The sequence below is a fragment of the Microbispora sp. H10670 genome, assembly GCF_014161385.1.
Classification (GTDB): domain Bacteria; phylum Actinomycetota; class Actinomycetes; order Streptosporangiales; family Streptosporangiaceae; genus Microbispora; species Microbispora triticiradicis.
In genome coordinates, this window is record NZ_JABBWW010000015.1 from 120785 (window position 1) to 135669 (window position 14885).

Here is a 14885-nt window from a genome sequence, read left to right on the forward strand (position 1 = left end):
CTACGCCTCCGCGTGCGGCAGGTTGCTGGTGGAGACCAGCGTCCGCACCGCGCGCAGCGCGACCGACAGCGTCGCCAGGTCGAAGGTGTCGCTCTCCCAGATCTCCGACAGCGTCTGGCGCGACCGGGTCACCGCGGCCTGGTTGGCCTCCGTCCAGCTCGCCAGCCGTTCCTCCGGCGACAGGCCCGGCCGGCTGTGGATCAGCACGTCCCGGGTCAGCGTGGCGTGGGCGGCGTACAGGTCGTCGCGCAGCGCCGACCTGGCCATCGAGTTCCACCGGCTGTCGCGCGGCAGCGCGATCACCCGCTCCCGCAGCCGGGCGAGCTGGAGCCGGTCGGCCAGGTCGAAGTAGACCTCGGCCACCTCGCCCACCGGCCTGCCGGTGTACGTCGCGATCTCCACGAGGTCGAAGGTGGAGTAGGCCGGCACCATCGCCGCGACCCGCTCGGCCAGTTCCCCGGGCACGCCCCTGGCCGTGAAGGAGTCCCTGCGCTCCTCGTACGCCGCCAGGTCGGGGCCGGTCAGCAGCTTAGGCAGGTGCGGCAGCAGGCCGCCGGCACCGTCGATGAAGTGCCGCGCCGTGGAGGCGAGGTCGAGCGGGGGGCGGCGGTTGCCGAGCAGCCAGCGGGTGCCGCGTTCGGACAGCTTGCGGCCCTCCAGCAGCATGGCGAGCTGGGTCGCGGTGTCGACCTCGTTGTCCAGCGCCTCGACCTGCCGGACGAACGACGGCAGGTCGAAGACCTCGCGGGTGACCAGGTAGGCCCGCACGATGTCGGGCGCGGAGGCGCCGGTCTCCTCGCCGAACCGGAAGACGAAGCTGGTGCCGCCGAAGTTCACCACGTCGTTCACGATCCGGGTCGTGATGATCTCCCGCCGGAGCGGGTGGGAGTCCATGTACGGCCGGAGCCGGTCGCGCAGCGCCGAGGGGAAGTACGACACCAGCCACGACGCGAGGGACGGGTCGTCGGGGATGTCCGACTGCAGCAGCTCCGCGTCCACGACGAGCTTGGTGTAGGCCAGCAGCACGGCGAACTCGGGGTTGGCCAGCCCCAGCCCGGCCTGGCGCCGCTCGGCGAGCACCTTGTCCGACGGCAGGAACTCCAGCTCCCGGTTGACCAGCCCGGCGCGCTCCAGCCTCCGCAGGTAGCGGGAGTGGATGTGCAGCATCTCCGGCGCCTGGGCGCGGGCCGCCGCGAGCACCACGTTCTGGGCGTAGTTGTCCTCCAGCACCAGCCGGCCGACCTCGTCGGTCATGTCGAGGAAGAGCAGGTTGCGCTGCTTGTCGGTCATCTCGCCGTCGCGGACGACCTGGTCGAGCAGGATCTTGATGTTGACCTCGTGGTCGGAGGTGTCCACGCCGGCCGAGTTGTCGATGAAGTCGGTGTTGATCAGGCCGCCGTTCAGCGCGAACTCGATCCGGGCGCGCTGGGTGAAGCCGAGGTTGCCGCCCTCGCCCACGACCTTGCAGCGCAGGTCGGCCGCGTTGATCCGGAGCCCGTCGTTGGCCTTGTCCCCGGCGTCGGCGTGGGTCTCCGACGACGCCTTGACGTACGTGCCGATGCCGCCGTTCCACAGCAGGTCGACCGGGGCCCGCAGGATCGCGTTGATCAGGTCGTTGGGGGCGAGCGCGGTGACGCCGTGGGGCAGGCCGAGCGCGGCGCGCGTCTGCGGGGAGAGGGGGATCGACTTGGCGGTGCGCGGCCACACGCCGCCGCCCGCCGAGATCAGCGACCTGTCGTAATCGGCCCACGAGCTCCGGGGCAGCCCGAACAGGCGCAGCCGCTCGGCGAAGCTCCGCGCCGGGTCGGGGTCGGGGTCGACGAAGACGTGCCGGTGGTCGAAGGCCGCCACGAGGCGGATGTGCTCCGACAGCAGCATGCCGTTGCCGAACACGTCGCCGGACATGTCGCCGATGCCGGCCACGGTGAAGTCGGTGGTCTGCACGTCCACCCCGAGCGTGCGGAAGTGGTACTTCACCGACTCCCAGGCGCCCTTGGCGGTGATGCCCATGGCCTTGTGGTCGTAGCCGACCGAGCCGCCGGAGGCGAAGGCGTCGCCGAGCCAGAAGCCGTACTCCTTGGCCACGCCGTTGGCGATGTCGGAGAACGTCGCGGTGCCCTTGTCGGCGGCCACCACGAGATAGGTGTCGTCGCCGTCGTGCCGCACCACGTCGGGCGGCGGCACGACCTCCCCCGCGACCAGGTTGTCGGTCAGATCGAGCAGGCCGGAGATGAACTGGCGGTAGCAGGCGACCCCCTCGGCCATCATCTCGTCCCGGCCGCCCCCGCCGTTTTTGAGCTGGGGCGGGTTCTTGACGACGAATCCGCCCTTGGACCCGGTCGGCACAATGACGGTGTTCTTCACCATCTGCGCCTTGACCAGGCCGAGGATCTCCGTGCGGAAGTCCTCCATACGGTCCGACCAGCGCAGGCCGCCGCGCGCGACCTTGCCGAAGCGCAGGTGCACGCCCTCGACCCGGGGCGAGTACACGAAGATCTCGTACTTGGGCCGCGGCAGCGGCAGCACGCTGATCGCCTGCGGGTCGAACTTCAGCGAGATGTACGGCTTGCGCCTGCCGGTGACGAACTGGCTGCCGGCCGCCCCGGCGTCCCGCCCGTCCGTACGGTCCGCCTGGAAGACGTTGGTGCGCAGCGTCGCCTGGATCATCTCCAGGTACGCCCGGAGGATGCGGTCCTCGTCGAGGGAGGCCACCTCGTCCAGCGAGGCGAGGATCTCCTCGGTCAGCGCGTCGCAGACCTCCGGCCTGGCGTCGTCCGGCCGCCGCGGGTCGAGCCTGGCCTCGAAGAGCCGCACCAGCAGCCGGGCCAGCCGCACGTTGCCGCGCAGCACCCGCTCGATGTACGACTGGCTGAACGTGCTCCCGGCCTGCCGCAGATACTTGGCGTACGCCCGCAGGATCTCGGCCTGCTCCCAGGTCAGCCCGCCGGCCAGCACGAGCGCGTTGAAGCCGTCGTTCTCCACCTCGCCGCGCCACAGCACGGCGAACGCGTCCTGGAACAACCGCTTGAACTCGTCGCGGTGCACCTCGTCCGAAGGGGTGTACCGCAGGCCGAAGTCGTAGATCCAGGCGTCCTTGGTGGCGGGGTCGTGGTCGAGGTCGATCTCGTACGGACGCTCGTCCACCACCTCGACGCCCATGCGCTGGAGCAGCGGCAGCACCCGCGACAGGGAGATCGGCGCGCCCAGCCGGTACACCTTGAACCGGCGCTCCCCCTCCGCCGCGCCGTACGGCTCGTAGAGGTTCATGCCGATGGCGTTCGGCTCGTCGCCGAGCGCCTCCAGCCGCTTGAGGTCGGCGACCGCCGTACGGGCCGGGAAGTCGGCCTTGTAGCCCTCGGGGAAGGCGACGCCGTACCGGCGCAGCAGCGCGGGCGCGTCCTCCTCCGGGCACAGCTCGTTGATCGCGTCGCTGAGGTCGTCCTCCCAGGAGCGGGTGGTGGCGGCCAGCCGCGCCTCCAGCTCCTCCACGTCGACCGGCGTCTCGCCCAGCGGCCTGCCCCGCTCGCCGCGGATCACCACGTGCAGCCGGGCCAGCGCCGACTCGCCGATCGAGGTGCTGTAGTCGAGCGAGGTGCCGTCGAGGGCCTTGAGCAGGATCCGCTGCATGTCCAGGCGGACCTTGGTGGTGTAGCGGTCGCGCGGCAGGAAGATCATGCAGGAGATGTAGCGACCGTAGTCGTCGCGGCGCAGGAACAGCTTGACCTGCTTGCGCTCACGCAGCCGCAGCACGCCGAGCGCGATCGGCAGCAGCTCGTCCGCGGGGATCTGGAAGAGCTCGGCACGGGGGTAGGTCTCCAGGATCTCGATGAGGTCCTTGCCGTCGTGGCTGTCGGGCGACAGCCCGGCCCGGTCCAGCACGTCGGCGAGCTTGCGCCGCAGGACGGGGATGCGGGAGATCGACTCGTTGTACGCCACGTGGGTGAACAACCCGAGGAACCGGCGCTCGCCGATCACCTCGCCCTCGGGCGAGAAGACCTTGATCCCGATGTAGTCGAGGTAGTGGGGCCGGTAGACGGTCGCCCGGCTGTTGGCCTTGGTGACGATCAGCAGCTGTTTCTCCCGCGCCTTCGCGCGGACCTCCGGCGGCAGGGCCGCGAAGCTGGCCGATCCGGCCTTGTCGGCCCGCAGGATGCCGAGCCCGGTGCCGGGCAGGGCGCGCAGCGCGGCGCCGCCGTCGGTGTCCTCAAGCCGGTACTCCCGGTAGCCGAGGAACGTGAAGTGGCCGTCGGCGAGCCAGCGCAGCAGCTCCATGCTGTCCTCGGCCTGCGCGGGGTCGAGCGGCGGCGGCTCGGCCGACAGGTCGTCGGCGGTGCGCACGGCGAGCGCCCGCATCTTGGCGAAGTCCTCGACCGCGCAGCGCACGTCCTGCAGGACCCGCTGCAGGTCGCTTTCCAGCTCCTTGAGCACGGCGGGATCGGACTGCCGGTCGATCTCGATGTGCATCCACGACTCGCGGATGATCTGCCCGGTCACGTGCTCCTGGTCCGGGCCGAGCAGCTTGCCGGTCATGTCCCGGCGCACCCGAATCTGCGGGTGGATGAGCAGGTGCGTGCCGATCTCGTGCCGGTCCAGCTCGGTCGTCACCGAGTCGACCAGGAACGGCATGTCGTCGGTGACGATCTGGATCACCGTACGGCCCGGGTCCCAGCCGTACTCTTCGAGGGTGGGGGTGTAGACGCGCACCAGGGGGCGGCCCTGCGGGCGGTTCTGCGCGAGGTGGCGGTGGGCCGTCGCGGGCCCGTACACGTCCACCGGGTCGCGGTCGGCCAGGTCCTCGGGGGGGACGTTCCGGTAGTACCGCCGCAGGAAGGTAAGGGGGTCCTCCCCGTCCACGTGCGGCGCTCCCGGCGCGTGTGCGCAGGTGTCGGCGGCGGTGCGGAGAAGCGCGTCCAGCGCTTCATCCGATTCCTGCCGGTTCAGCGCCATCTCGAGCGGCATGTCGCTAACTCACTCCCTTGTGAGGATCTCAAAGCCAGGCCCGTAGTTCCCATAGGAGGGGGAAGAAGTGCAAACGCGTCCGCCCCCGGAGATAAGGTGCCCCAGACGAGCCGCCGGTACCGGATTTCGTCCCGATTTGGCGCTCGACCATCTGTACGTGTCGCATCCGCCACAGGGCGGTCGTCTCGTCGTGGGTGAGGAGATCCTCGGCCAGGTCCCACAGATCGTCATGCGATCCCCGGTCGCGGGCCACGGCCAGCAGGGAGTCCATGATCTCCTCGTCGGAGACCGGCAGGCCACGCTGGGAGAGGGCGGTGAGATAAGCATCCCACAGCGTGGGCTCGGCGAGCCGACGCCGCAGCCTGGCGATTTCCGCGTCGCCCGCACCCCGCAGCCTACCGAGGTACGAGGGGTCCTTGGCCCCCGACAGGAACTCGAGCTCCCGGAACTGCACCGACTGGAAGCCGCTCGCGGGGGCGAGCACCGACCGGAACTCCAGGAAGTCCTGCGGCGTCATGGTCTCCATCACCTGGACCTGGTCGACCAGGACCTTCTCGACCGCGTGCACCCGGCGGAACAGGTGCCTCGCCCGCCACAGGGCGCCCTCGGTCATCGCGTCCCTGATCCGCTCCAGCTCGTGCAGCAGGAGCTTGAACCACAGCTCGTAGACCTGGTGGACGGTGATGAACAGCAGTTCGTCACTGGCCCCGGACCGCTGCTCCTGCTGGGCGAGCAGCTCGGGCAGCCGGAGGTAGCCGCCGTAGGACAGGCGCCCGCCCTCCTCGCCGAAGCTGCGCGGAGGGGGCAGCACGTCCCCGGACCCGGCCCGGCCGTACGGCGTCGCAGGCATGCGCCACTCCTCCACGATGGGCACGTCCCTTTTTCCGATCCCCATTGACCGAAAGCCCGGCACCACCGCACCCGATATCACCCCATGACATCACAGACGTCAACTCGGCGCGCACCGGACCTAGCTGGAGGTCCGTGCCCGGCCGGGGCGGCGGGAGACGGCCACCCCCACCAGGCACAGGGCCCCGCCGGCCAGCGTGAGCGGGCCGGGAACCTCGTCGAGCAGCAGCCACGACATGAGCACCACCAGGGCGGGCACGAGGTAGGTGGTCGCGCCCATCCGGCCGGCCGTCGTGCGGGCCAGGGCGAACGCCCAGGTGGTGAAGGCGACGGCGGTCGGGCCGACGCCGAGATAGAGCATGTTCAGCGTCGCCGGCAGCGGGGCGCGCGCCGCCTCGGAGACGAGGACCCCCGCGAAGGGCAGGCAGGCCGCCGCCCCGATCAGGCAGCCGAACGTGGTCACCTGCAGCGCCCCGGCGTGCCGGAGCGCCGGCTTCTGGACGACCACCCCACCCGCGTACGCCGCCGCGGCCAGCAGGCACAGCACCACGCCGAGCAGGGAGGACCGGCCGCCGCCGGACATGGAGAGCCCGACGACCGCCGCGCCGGCGAACGACACCGCCATGCCCACGAGCAGCGGGCGCGGCAGACCCTCGCCGAGCAGCCTGCCGCCGAGGAGCGCGATGAGGATCGGTCCGATGTTGACCAGCAGCGCCGCCGTGCCCGCGTCCACCTCCCGCTCGCCCCAGTTCAGCAGGACCATGTAGCCGCCGAACCAGAGGACTCCCGAGCAGACGATCCCCGGCCAGGCGGCACGGGCCGGCCACCCCGGCCGGCGGACCAGCGTGATCACGCCCAGCACGAGGGCCCCGGCGAGGAGCCGTCCCAGGGCCAGGGCTCCGGGAGAGTAGGCCTCTCCGGCGCTGCGGATGGAGACGAAGGCCGAAGCCCACAACAGGACCGTGACCCCCGCGGCCGCGAGGGCGGCGCGAGCCGCGGGACGGTGGAGCTCTTGGCCGCGGTCGACGCGCGTTTCGGTTCTCACCCGGCCAACGTTAGGACCAGGACGTTTCGCCCGATAACGAATTATCCGCGAACTGGTCGACAGCCCCACGAACCAGACGAAAGCCACCGAACCGGACGGCGGTCCGGGAAGCCGGACAGCGGTCCGGGAAGCCGGACGGCGGCCCCGGCCCGGCGTTCCGCCCAGTCGCGTCGCCGCGAGCTCTGTCGTCACGGACTCTTCGGTCACGACCGCAACGTGGGTGCCGCATCCTGGGGCCATGCCGTCCACGCCGCCCACGCCGATCATGCCGTCCATGCCGTCTTCCGGGCGGGTCACCTCCGGTCTGGCCGCGCTCGCCGCGCTCCTCGCCGACGAGACTCGGGCGCGGTTCTGCCTGGCGCTGCTCGACGGCCGGGCCTGGACGGCGGGCGAGCTGGCCCGGCACGCCGGAGTGGCCCCCTCCACCGCCAGCGCGCACATCGACCGGCTCGTCGAGGGTGGGCTGCTCACCGCGGAACGGCAGGGCCGGCACCGCTACGTACGGCTGGCGGACGCCCAGGTGGCCCACCTGATCGAGGACCTCGCGGCGCAGGCCGCACCCGAGCACGGGCGGCCGGACCGGCCGCGTACGCTGCGGGCCGCGAGCGCGGCCGGGGCGCTGGCGCGCGGCCGCACCTGCTATGACCACCTGGCGGGCCGGCTCGGCATCGCCGTCACGGAGGCGCTGACCGAGCGCGGGTTGCTGCGCCAGGACACCGGCTTCGCGCTCACGGACGCCGGTCTGCGCTGGTTCGCCGACCTGGGAGCGCCCCTCGCCCCGTCGGGTCGGCGCCCGCTGGCGCGCGGGTGTCTCGACTGGACCGAGCGCAGGCCGCACCTGGCGGGGCTCGCCGGAGCGGAGCTGTGCCGCCACGCGCTGGAGGCGGGATGGTGCGTGCGGATCGGCTCGACCCGCGCCGTCCAGGTCACCCCCGAAGGTGAACGCGCGCTGGCGGAACTGCTCGGCCTCCCCGCGGCGGCTCTGCGCTGACGGGGGCTGACAGGAGTAGGCGCTGACAGGGGGAGGCGCCGACCGGGGCGGGCGGAACGCCGGGAGCCGGCCGGTCAGGGAATGGTGCGTTCCGAGGGGATGGAGCCGTCCTTGAAGGCGTCGAGCATGCCGGGCAGGTCCTGTGTCTCCAGCAGTTCCGCCCGGCACGGCGCGCAGTCGTCGAGGTGCCGCTCGAACTCCTCGGCCTCGTCGTCGTCCAGCACTCCCAGGGCGTACGCTGCCACGTCGAAGTGCGGCGACGACGCGGACATCAGCTGGCCACCCCCCTCTCCTTCAGGGCCGTACGAAGTGCGCGCAGGGCGTAAAAGAGCCTCGACTTCACGGTACCCGGTGGGATGCCCAGAACTTCGGCCGCTTGGCTTACTGTCCGGTCGCGTAAGTATGTCTCTTCGATAACTTCCCGGTGCTGGGCGGACAGGTTCCGCAGCGCGTCCGCGACCACGATGGCCGCCAGCGTGCGGTCCGCGCCGTCCGGCACGGCAAGGCTGTCCTCCTCGGGAGCCTCCACCTCCCTGGGCCGGACGCCGCGCCGGCGGCGTCCGTCGATCACGATGCGGCGGGCGACAGTGAGGAGCCACGCCCACAGCAAGTGGGGCTCCCATGTCAGCTTCGCCGAGTTGCGCCAGGCACGCACCAGCGTCTCCTGGACGACATCCTCAGCCCATTGCAGGTCGTTGCCGGTCGTCTTGCGCACCTGACGCAGCAGCGGACCGCCGAACTCGCGGTAAAGCTCCCTGATCAGGAGTTCCTCCCGATCGGGGTCGTCGTAGTCATTGGAGTCCAGACGCACGAACCGGCTGTCGAGTTGTCGACGCACGGCCACATATTTGCACCAGCGTTAGTTGTTCGTACACCACATCCGTAACTCCAGTTATTTCTGACTACGTCCTGAACCGCCCCCGGCGACGCCGCGTACCTCCGACCGAAGGTCACGAAAGGAGGCACGATGCGGTTCCGTTTCGGGGAACTCCTGGTGCTCGGCGTCTTCCTCTTCGCGGCGGCCGTCACGGTGATCGTGGTCGTCCCCAGGAGCGCGTCGTCGGCCCAGGCGGGCTGGACGCAGACCCCCTACGGCCCGCTGGGCCCGGCCGACCGCGACCTGCTGGTCAGGGTGCGCTGGGCGGGGCTCTGGGAGATCCCCGCCGGGCGCTGGGCCCAGGACCGGGCCGGCAGCGAGAAGGTCAAGGACGTCGGCAGGCACCTCGTGGAGGACCACACCAAACTCGACGCGCAGGTCAGGGAGCTCGCCGCCAAGCTCGGCGTCCCGCTGCCGGACCAGCCGAACCCGGATCAGCGGGGGTGGCTGGACGAGATGGCCGCCGCGCGCGGCCCCGAGTTCGACCGCGTCTTCGCGGACCGCTTGCGTAACGCCCACGGCAAGGTGTTCACCTTCGTCTCCGCGGTCCGCGCGGGCACCCGCAACAGCCTGGTCCGCGACTTCGCCGGGCAGGCCGTCGACGTCGTGATGAAGCACATGACCCTGCTCGAAGGCACGGGTCTCGTCGACTACTCCGCCCTCCCCACCCCCACCGTCTAGAAGGTGCATCCATGCGAAAACGGCTCATTCTCGCCATGGCGGGCGTGCTGCTCGGAGGCTCGCTGAGCCCGCTGAACCCGCTGATCGGTGGGGTCCGGCCCGCCCTCGCCGACCACTGCGATCCGTCCGTCCAGGGCGCGGGGTGCGAGGACGTCGGCCCCGCTCTGGAGGACTTCGCCGACATCCGGCGGGTGCCGCCTGGCGACGGCGGCGTACGCGCCGGGCGCGGCTCGTTCACCTCCCGCTGCGGACGCAACGAGAACGGCCACCGCAACTCCGACAACCACATCGTCGCGCCCGGGGTGTCGAACGGCGCGCACCACGTCCACGACTACGTCGGCAACCTCACGACCAACGGGTCCTCCACCGACGAGAGCCTCGCCGCGGGCGGCACGACCTGCCGGCTCGGCGACAGGTCCACGTACTTCTGGCCGGTGCTGCGCAGCCGGCAGGGCCTCGGCGCCCAGCCGTCCGCCTCTCCCTCCCCCTCCGCCGCCGCCTCCCCCGCCGACGTCCAGGACGCGACGGCAGAGGACGTGACAGCCGAGAACCCGGCGGCACAGGACGCGACGGCACAGGACGCGACGGCACAGGACGCGACGGCGACGGCGGAGGACGCGACGGCGCGGCACATTGAGGAGCCGGGCGGCGCGGCCGAGGGCAACGTCGGCACGATCCTCCTCGCCCGGTCGGTCACGCTGCAGTTCCGCGGCAACCTGGTCAGCAGGGTCGTGGCGATGCCCCGGTTCCTCCGGCTCATCACCGGGGACGCGAAGGCGGCCACCAACGGCGGCGCCAACGCCCGCGCCCAGTGGACCTGCACCGGCTTCACGAACCGGCTGACCGGGAAGTATCCGCTCTGTCCCCGGGGCAGCCTGGTGCTGCGCGTGCTCGACTTCCCCAGTTGCTGGGACGGTCAGAACACCGACAGCGCCAACCACCGGACGCACGTCGTCTTCCCCGCCCGGAACGGCGCGTGCCCGGCGGGCACCCGGGCGATCCCGCAACTGCGCATGACCCTGGCCTACTCGGTGCCGGGCGGGCCGTCGTTCGCGGTGGACAGCTTCCCCGAGCAGCGGCACAACCCGATCACCGACCACGCCGACTTCGAGAACGTGATGCCCGACCGGCTGATGCGGTCGGTGGTCACCTGCATCAACCGCGGCCTGCGCTGCTGAGCCGCGCCCCGATCGTGCCGTTCCCCGCCCGGTCCTCACGCAGGCCACCCCCACCCGAGGGCCCCACCCAAGTGGGCGGGGAACGGCGCCTCCACACCCCCCAGGCAGTACGACGGAGGAAATCAGTGCCCAACAGAGGGGCTTCCCGGCGCACCCGGCCGAATCCCGGCCTCGACCTCGAACGGCGCGGCGTACGCGTGGGCCTCGGCGTCGTGGTCGCCGTGGTCATCACCGGCGGGCTGGCCGCCACCCGGACGTCCGGCGGCTCGGCGTTCCTGGCCGAGGCCCAGTCGTTCCTCACGTTCTACGCCGGCGTCTTCTCGCTGGTCGGCCTCACCACCACGGTCGCCCTGGGCCTGGCGGCGACCGACCGCGTGATCCTGCCCATCGCGCAGCGGGTGCGCGTGCAGCTCGTCCACCGGGCCATGGCCCTGCTCGGCATCGGCTTCCTCATCGTGCACATCGGCATGAAGATCGCCGCCGGGCTTGTGCCGCCGTACGGGTCGGTCGTGCCGTCCACCAACGTGTACGTCTCGCTGGGGGTCGTGGCCTCCGACCTGTTCATCGTGATCGTCGCGACCGGCGTCATGCGGGGCAGGTTCGCCCAGGCGGAACGGCCCTGGCTGTGGCGGGGGCTGCACGACCTGGCCTACCTCGCGTGGCCGGTGGCGATCCTGCACGGCCTGACCGCCGGCCGGGCCGCCGCGCCGTGGGTCACCTTCAGCTACGTGGCCTGCCTGGCGGCGGTCGGCGCCGCCCTGCTGATCCGCCTCGCGGCCGCCACCCGGCCGGCCCGGCAGGCCGCGACCGACGAATGGAGCGCCGCCCCCGCCGCCGTCACCGGCACCGGGCGCCGTACGGTCCGCGAGGAGGACAGCCGACGGGCGGCGCGGCCGGTCAGGCCGCAGGCCCGGCCCGAGGTGGCCGTCCTCGCCCGCACCGGCACCGATCCCGCCGCCCCCGACGTCCCCCGCTACATCCTGCGGGACGTCTCAGGCGGTCTCCCGCACGACGTCCTGAACGACGTCCTGAGTGATGCTCCGCCCACCCCCCAGGAACCCCGCCTCCGGAGGATCGTGTGATTCCCTACCGCGTCTCCAACGTCCGGCGGCTCGGCCCGTCCCGGCTGACCGCCGGGCTCGACGAGCATCGCAGGCTCGACCTCAACGCCCATCACAAGTACCACGACCGGCTGCCGGGCCAGACGGTCGACGCGCTCATCTCGATGGCCGAGGAGGTGGACCTGCGGGGCCGGGGCGGAGCCGCGTTCCCGTTCGCGCGCAAGCTGCGCGCCGTGTCCGCCCGTGACGGCGACACCGTCGTGCTGGTGAACGCCGCCGAGGGCGAGCCCGCGAGCCTGAAGGACAAGACCCTGCTCACCCGGGCGCCGCACCTGGTGCTGGAGGGCGCACTGCTCGCGGCCAGCGCGCTCGGCTCCCGCGAGGTGGTGGTCGCGGTCGGCGCGGGCGAGCTCGCCGAGGCCTCGGTCACCGCCGCCGTGGCCGAGCGCGGCCTGACCGGGCTCGTACGCGTCGTGGCGATCGAGGAGCGGTTCATCTCCGGCGAGGGCGGCGCGCTCGTCCGCGCCGTCAACGGCGAGATGGGGCTGCCGCCGGGCCGCAAGGTCCGCTCCAGCGACAGCGGCGTGTACGGCCTGCCGACCCTGCTGTCGAACACCGAGACCTTCGCCCAGCTCGCCGTGCTGGCCGAGCTGGGCCCGGAGGAGTACGCCGCGGTGGGCACGGTGCAGGAGCCGGGGACCATCCTGCTGACGGTCGGCGGCTCGGTGGGCGCCCCCGCGGTGGTCGAGGCCCCTCCGGGGGTGCCGCTGGCCGACGTGCTGACCCTGTGCGAAGCGAAGATCGGTGACGGCCTGCTGCTCGGCGGATACCACGGCACCTGGATGTCCGCCGAGGCGGCGTACGGCACGGTCCTGTCCCGGCGCGGCGCGAAGGAGGCGGGCGGCGAACTGGGCGCGGGCATCGTGGTCGTGCTGGGCGAGGACACCTGCCCGCTCGGCGAGACCGCGCGGGTGGCGGGCTACCTCGCCGCGCAGTCGGCCGGGCAGTGCGGCCCGTGCCGTCTCGGCCTGCCCGACCTCGCGCGGGCCTTCCGGCAGCTCCAGGACGGCGACCCGGACGGCCCCGAGGCGGTCCGCCGTGCGGCCGCCGCGGTGAAGGGCCGGGGCGCCTGCTTCCACCCGGACGGCTCGGCCAGGTTCGTGCTGTCGGCCCTGGACGCGTTCGCCGACGACGTGGAGGAGCACCGCTTCCACGGCGGCTGCGGACGGGAGACGAAGGGCGTGCTCCCCCTGCCCGTGGAGGAGGCGCGGGACGTCCGGCTCATGGTCGACTGGACCCGCTGCCAGGGCCACGGCCTGTGCGCGCATCTCGTGCCGGAGCTGGTCAAGCTGGACCACCACGGCTTTCCGGTGTTCATGGACACCGGCGTCCCCTCGTGGCTGCTCGGCGACGCCCAGAAGGCGGTGGAGATGTGCCCCGCGCTGGCCCTGCGGATCGGCGCGAAGTGAGACCCGACACGAAGGACGAAGTGATGACACTGTAACCAACCGGACCGGATCAGCACGCGTCTCACGAGGTAGATCACCACCTCGGGAGTACGACCATGATCGACAGACGGAGCTTCCTTCGCGTCTCGGCCCTCGCCGGGACCGCCGCCTTCTCCGGCGCCTTCTCGGGCACGGCGTTCGCCGCCGCCGGTCCCCGTCCCGCCGACTGGTCCGCACTCGGCCGGGGACTGGACGGCAAGCTGATCCGGCCGGGCGACGCGTCGTACGACAACGCGCGCCACGTGTTCAACGCGGCCTTCGACTCCGTACGGCCGGCCGGGGTGGCGTACTGCGCGACGGCGGCCGACGTGTCGGAGTGCCTGGCGTTCGCGCGGCGGTTCGGCGTGCCGGTGACCTCCCGGTCGGGCGGCCACAGCTACGCGGGCTGGTCCACGGGCGCCGGGCTGGTCGTCGACGTGTCGCGGATGAGCGGCGTGTCGTACACGAGCGGTCACGCCACGGTCGGCGCCGGCGCGCGGCTCGTGGACGTGTACGCGAAGCTGGCCGCGCACGGGGTGAGCATCCCGGCGGGCTCCTGCCCGACCGTCGGCGTGGCGGGTCTCACGCTCGGCGGCGGCATCGGGGTGGTGTCGCGGCAGTACGGCCTGACCTGCGACGTGCTGGAGTCCCTGAAAATCGTCACAGCCGACGGGAAGACGCTGACCTGCTCGGAGACCTCGCACCCGGATCTGTTCTGGGCCTCCCGGGGTGGCGGCGGCGGCAACTTCGGCGTCGCGACGTCGTTCACCTTCCGCACGCACGCCACCCGTCAGGTGACGCTGTTCTTCCTGCACTGGCCCTGGTCGAAGGCGGCCGCCGTGCTCAAGGCGTGGCAGGCGTGGGCGCCGTCCGCGCCCGACGCGCTGTGGTCCAACTGCCACCTGAACCACGACCCGTCCCCGGACGTGATGGTCGGCGGCCTCTACCTCGGCGGCAAGGCGGCATGCGAGAACCTGCTGCAGAAGCTCGCCGACCGGGTCGGCTCCGGGCCCAAGACCCGTTATGTCGCGGTCTCCGCGTACGACCACGCGATGATGGTGGAGGCGGGCTGCTCGACGCTGACGGTGGCGCAGTGCCACCGTCCCGGCACGCTCCCCGGCCAGAACCCGGGCGGAAGGCTCGTCCGCGACTCGTTCACCGCGAAGTCGCACTTCGCCTACACGCCGCTGTCGTCCGCCGGGATCAGGGCGCTGCTGGCCCAGGTCGCCGCGCCGGGACGGCACTCGGTGCTGCTCGACGCGCTCGGCGGCGCCGTCGCCCGGGTCCGCCCGGACGCGACCGCCTTCCCGCACCGCAAGGCGCTGTTCAGCGTGCAGTACTACGCCCACAAGTCCGGCGCCGCCGCCTGGACCCGCGCCGCCCACGCCGCCATGCGGCCGCACTTCGGCGACCACGCGTACGTCAACTACGTCGACCCGGAACTCACCAACTGGCGGCAGCAGTACTACGGCGCGAACGCCGCGCGCCTCGCCGAGGTCAAGGCGGCCTACGACCCCGGCCGCCTCTTCCGCCTCCCCCAGGGCATCTGACCAGGCCGACCGGGACGCGGGGCGACGGCTTCGAAGGCCGGCCAGTCCAGCGACTCGTCCCACACATGGTTCGCCATCGCGGCCAGGTGGATTCCCGTACGGATGATCTCCGCCTGGGAGATGCCACGGCGCTTGGCGGCTTCCTTGATGACAGCGAGGTCTTCGGGATCGGCGCAGACGACGATCTTCTTCATCGGCATGGGCCAC

The 14885-nt window shown here is 72.0% G+C and carries 12 protein-coding genes; 6 read left to right on the forward strand and 6 right to left on the reverse strand.

The window, feature by feature from the left end; translation table 11 throughout:
* The 3 genes from HHX33_RS21405 to HHX33_RS21415 form a co-directional block, all read right to left on the reverse strand.
* On the reverse strand, window positions 1-4959 hold the full coding sequence (locus HHX33_RS21405; protein ID WP_182876167.1) for an NAD-glutamate dehydrogenase: 4959 nt from the start codon (window positions 4957-4959) through the stop codon (window positions 1-3).
* A gap of 28 nt (window positions 4960-4987) precedes the next feature.
* Complete coding sequence (locus HHX33_RS21410) at window positions 4988-5809, reverse strand: tryptophan 2,3-dioxygenase (RefSeq protein WP_111699471.1); 822 nt, start codon at window positions 5807-5809, stop codon at window positions 4988-4990.
* Between the two features lie 120 nt (window positions 5810-5929).
* Entirely contained in the window at window positions 5930-6853 is a 924-nt protein-coding gene (locus HHX33_RS21415; protein ID WP_182876168.1) for a DMT family transporter, read from the reverse strand.
* A gap of 274 nt (window positions 6854-7127) precedes the next feature.
* On the opposite strand from HHX33_RS21415, the gene HHX33_RS21420 reads away from it, so the two are divergent.
* Entirely contained in the window at window positions 7128-7844 is a 717-nt protein-coding gene (locus HHX33_RS21420) for an ArsR/SmtB family transcription factor (RefSeq protein WP_182876227.1), read from the forward strand.
* Window positions 7845-7918: 74 nt separating this feature from the next.
* Here HHX33_RS21420 and HHX33_RS21425 read toward each other — a convergent pair whose 3' ends face one another.
* Complete coding sequence (locus tag HHX33_RS21425) at window positions 7919-8116, reverse strand: zf-HC2 domain-containing protein (RefSeq protein WP_111699420.1); 198 nt, start codon at window positions 8114-8116, stop codon at window positions 7919-7921.
* Window positions 8116-8688, reverse strand: coding sequence for a sigma-70 family RNA polymerase sigma factor (locus HHX33_RS21430; RefSeq protein WP_244301792.1), 573 nt, complete (start codon window positions 8686-8688; stop codon window positions 8116-8118). Before HHX33_RS21430 ends, HHX33_RS21425 begins: the two co-directional genes overlap by 1 nt.
* Window positions 8689-8811: 123 nt before the next feature.
* On the opposite strand from HHX33_RS21430, the gene HHX33_RS21435 reads away from it, so the two are divergent.
* The 5 genes from HHX33_RS21435 (at window position 8812) to HHX33_RS21455 (ending at window position 14678) form a co-directional block, all read left to right on the forward strand.
* Entirely contained in the window at window positions 8812-9402 is a 591-nt protein-coding gene (locus tag HHX33_RS21435; RefSeq protein WP_182876169.1) for a DUF4142 domain-containing protein, read from the forward strand.
* 11 nt (window positions 9403-9413) lie between these two features.
* Complete coding sequence (locus tag HHX33_RS21440; protein WP_182876170.1) at window positions 9414-10580, forward strand: DUF1996 domain-containing protein; 1167 nt, start codon at window positions 9414-9416, stop codon at window positions 10578-10580.
* Between the two features lie 125 nt (window positions 10581-10705).
* Window positions 10706-11662, forward strand: coding sequence for a hypothetical protein (locus HHX33_RS21445; RefSeq protein WP_182876171.1), 957 nt, complete (start codon window positions 10706-10708; stop codon window positions 11660-11662).
* A complete protein-coding gene (locus HHX33_RS21450) occupies window positions 11659-13110 on the forward strand; it encodes an NADH-quinone oxidoreductase subunit NuoF family protein (protein WP_182876172.1) in 1452 nt (483 codons plus the stop codon). Before HHX33_RS21445 ends, HHX33_RS21450 begins: the two co-directional genes overlap by 4 nt.
* A gap of 95 nt (window positions 13111-13205) precedes the next feature.
* The gene (locus HHX33_RS21455; protein WP_182876173.1) at window positions 13206-14678 is read left to right on the forward strand and encodes an FAD-binding oxidoreductase; all 1473 of its coding nucleotides are present in this window, start codon (window positions 13206-13208) and stop codon (window positions 14676-14678) included.
* Here the strand turns inward: HHX33_RS21455 and HHX33_RS21460 are convergent.
* Window positions 14636-14872: a CopG family transcriptional regulator gene (locus HHX33_RS21460; protein WP_182876234.1), complete on the reverse strand. Its 237-nt coding sequence runs from the start codon at window positions 14870-14872 to the stop codon at window positions 14636-14638. The two genes, HHX33_RS21455 and HHX33_RS21460, sit on opposite strands and share 43 nt — an antisense overlap.
* Window positions 14873-14885: the final 13 nt, after the last annotated feature.

Excerpts from the sequence above, each read along its gene's own strand:
- HHX33_RS21440 (WP_182876170.1), top strand. The coding sequence starts at position 9,414 with ATGCGAAAACGGCTCATTCTCGCCATGGCGGGCGTGCTGCTCGGAGGC.
- HHX33_RS21455 (WP_182876173.1), top strand. The coding sequence starts at position 13,206 with ATGATCGACAGACGGAGCTTCCTTCGCGTCTCGGCCCTCGCCGGGACC.
- HHX33_RS21435 (WP_182876169.1), top strand. The coding sequence starts at position 8,812 with ATGCGGTTCCGTTTCGGGGAACTCCTGGTGCTCGGCGTCTTCCTCTTC.
- HHX33_RS21405 (WP_182876167.1), bottom strand. The coding sequence starts at position 4,959 with ATGCCGCTCGAGATGGCGCTGAACCGGCAGGAATCGGATGAAGCGCTG.
- HHX33_RS21425 (WP_111699420.1), bottom strand. The coding sequence starts at position 8,116 with ATGTCCGCGTCGTCGCCGCACTTCGACGTGGCAGCGTACGCCCTGGGA.
- HHX33_RS21460 (WP_182876234.1), bottom strand. The coding sequence starts at position 14,872 with ATGAAGAAGATCGTCGTCTGCGCCGATCCCGAAGACCTCGCTGTCATC.
- HHX33_RS21410 (WP_111699471.1), bottom strand. The coding sequence starts at position 5,809 with ATGCCTGCGACGCCGTACGGCCGGGCCGGGTCCGGGGACGTGCTGCCC.
- HHX33_RS21420 (WP_182876227.1), top strand. The coding sequence starts at position 7,128 with ATGCCGTCTTCCGGGCGGGTCACCTCCGGTCTGGCCGCGCTCGCCGCG.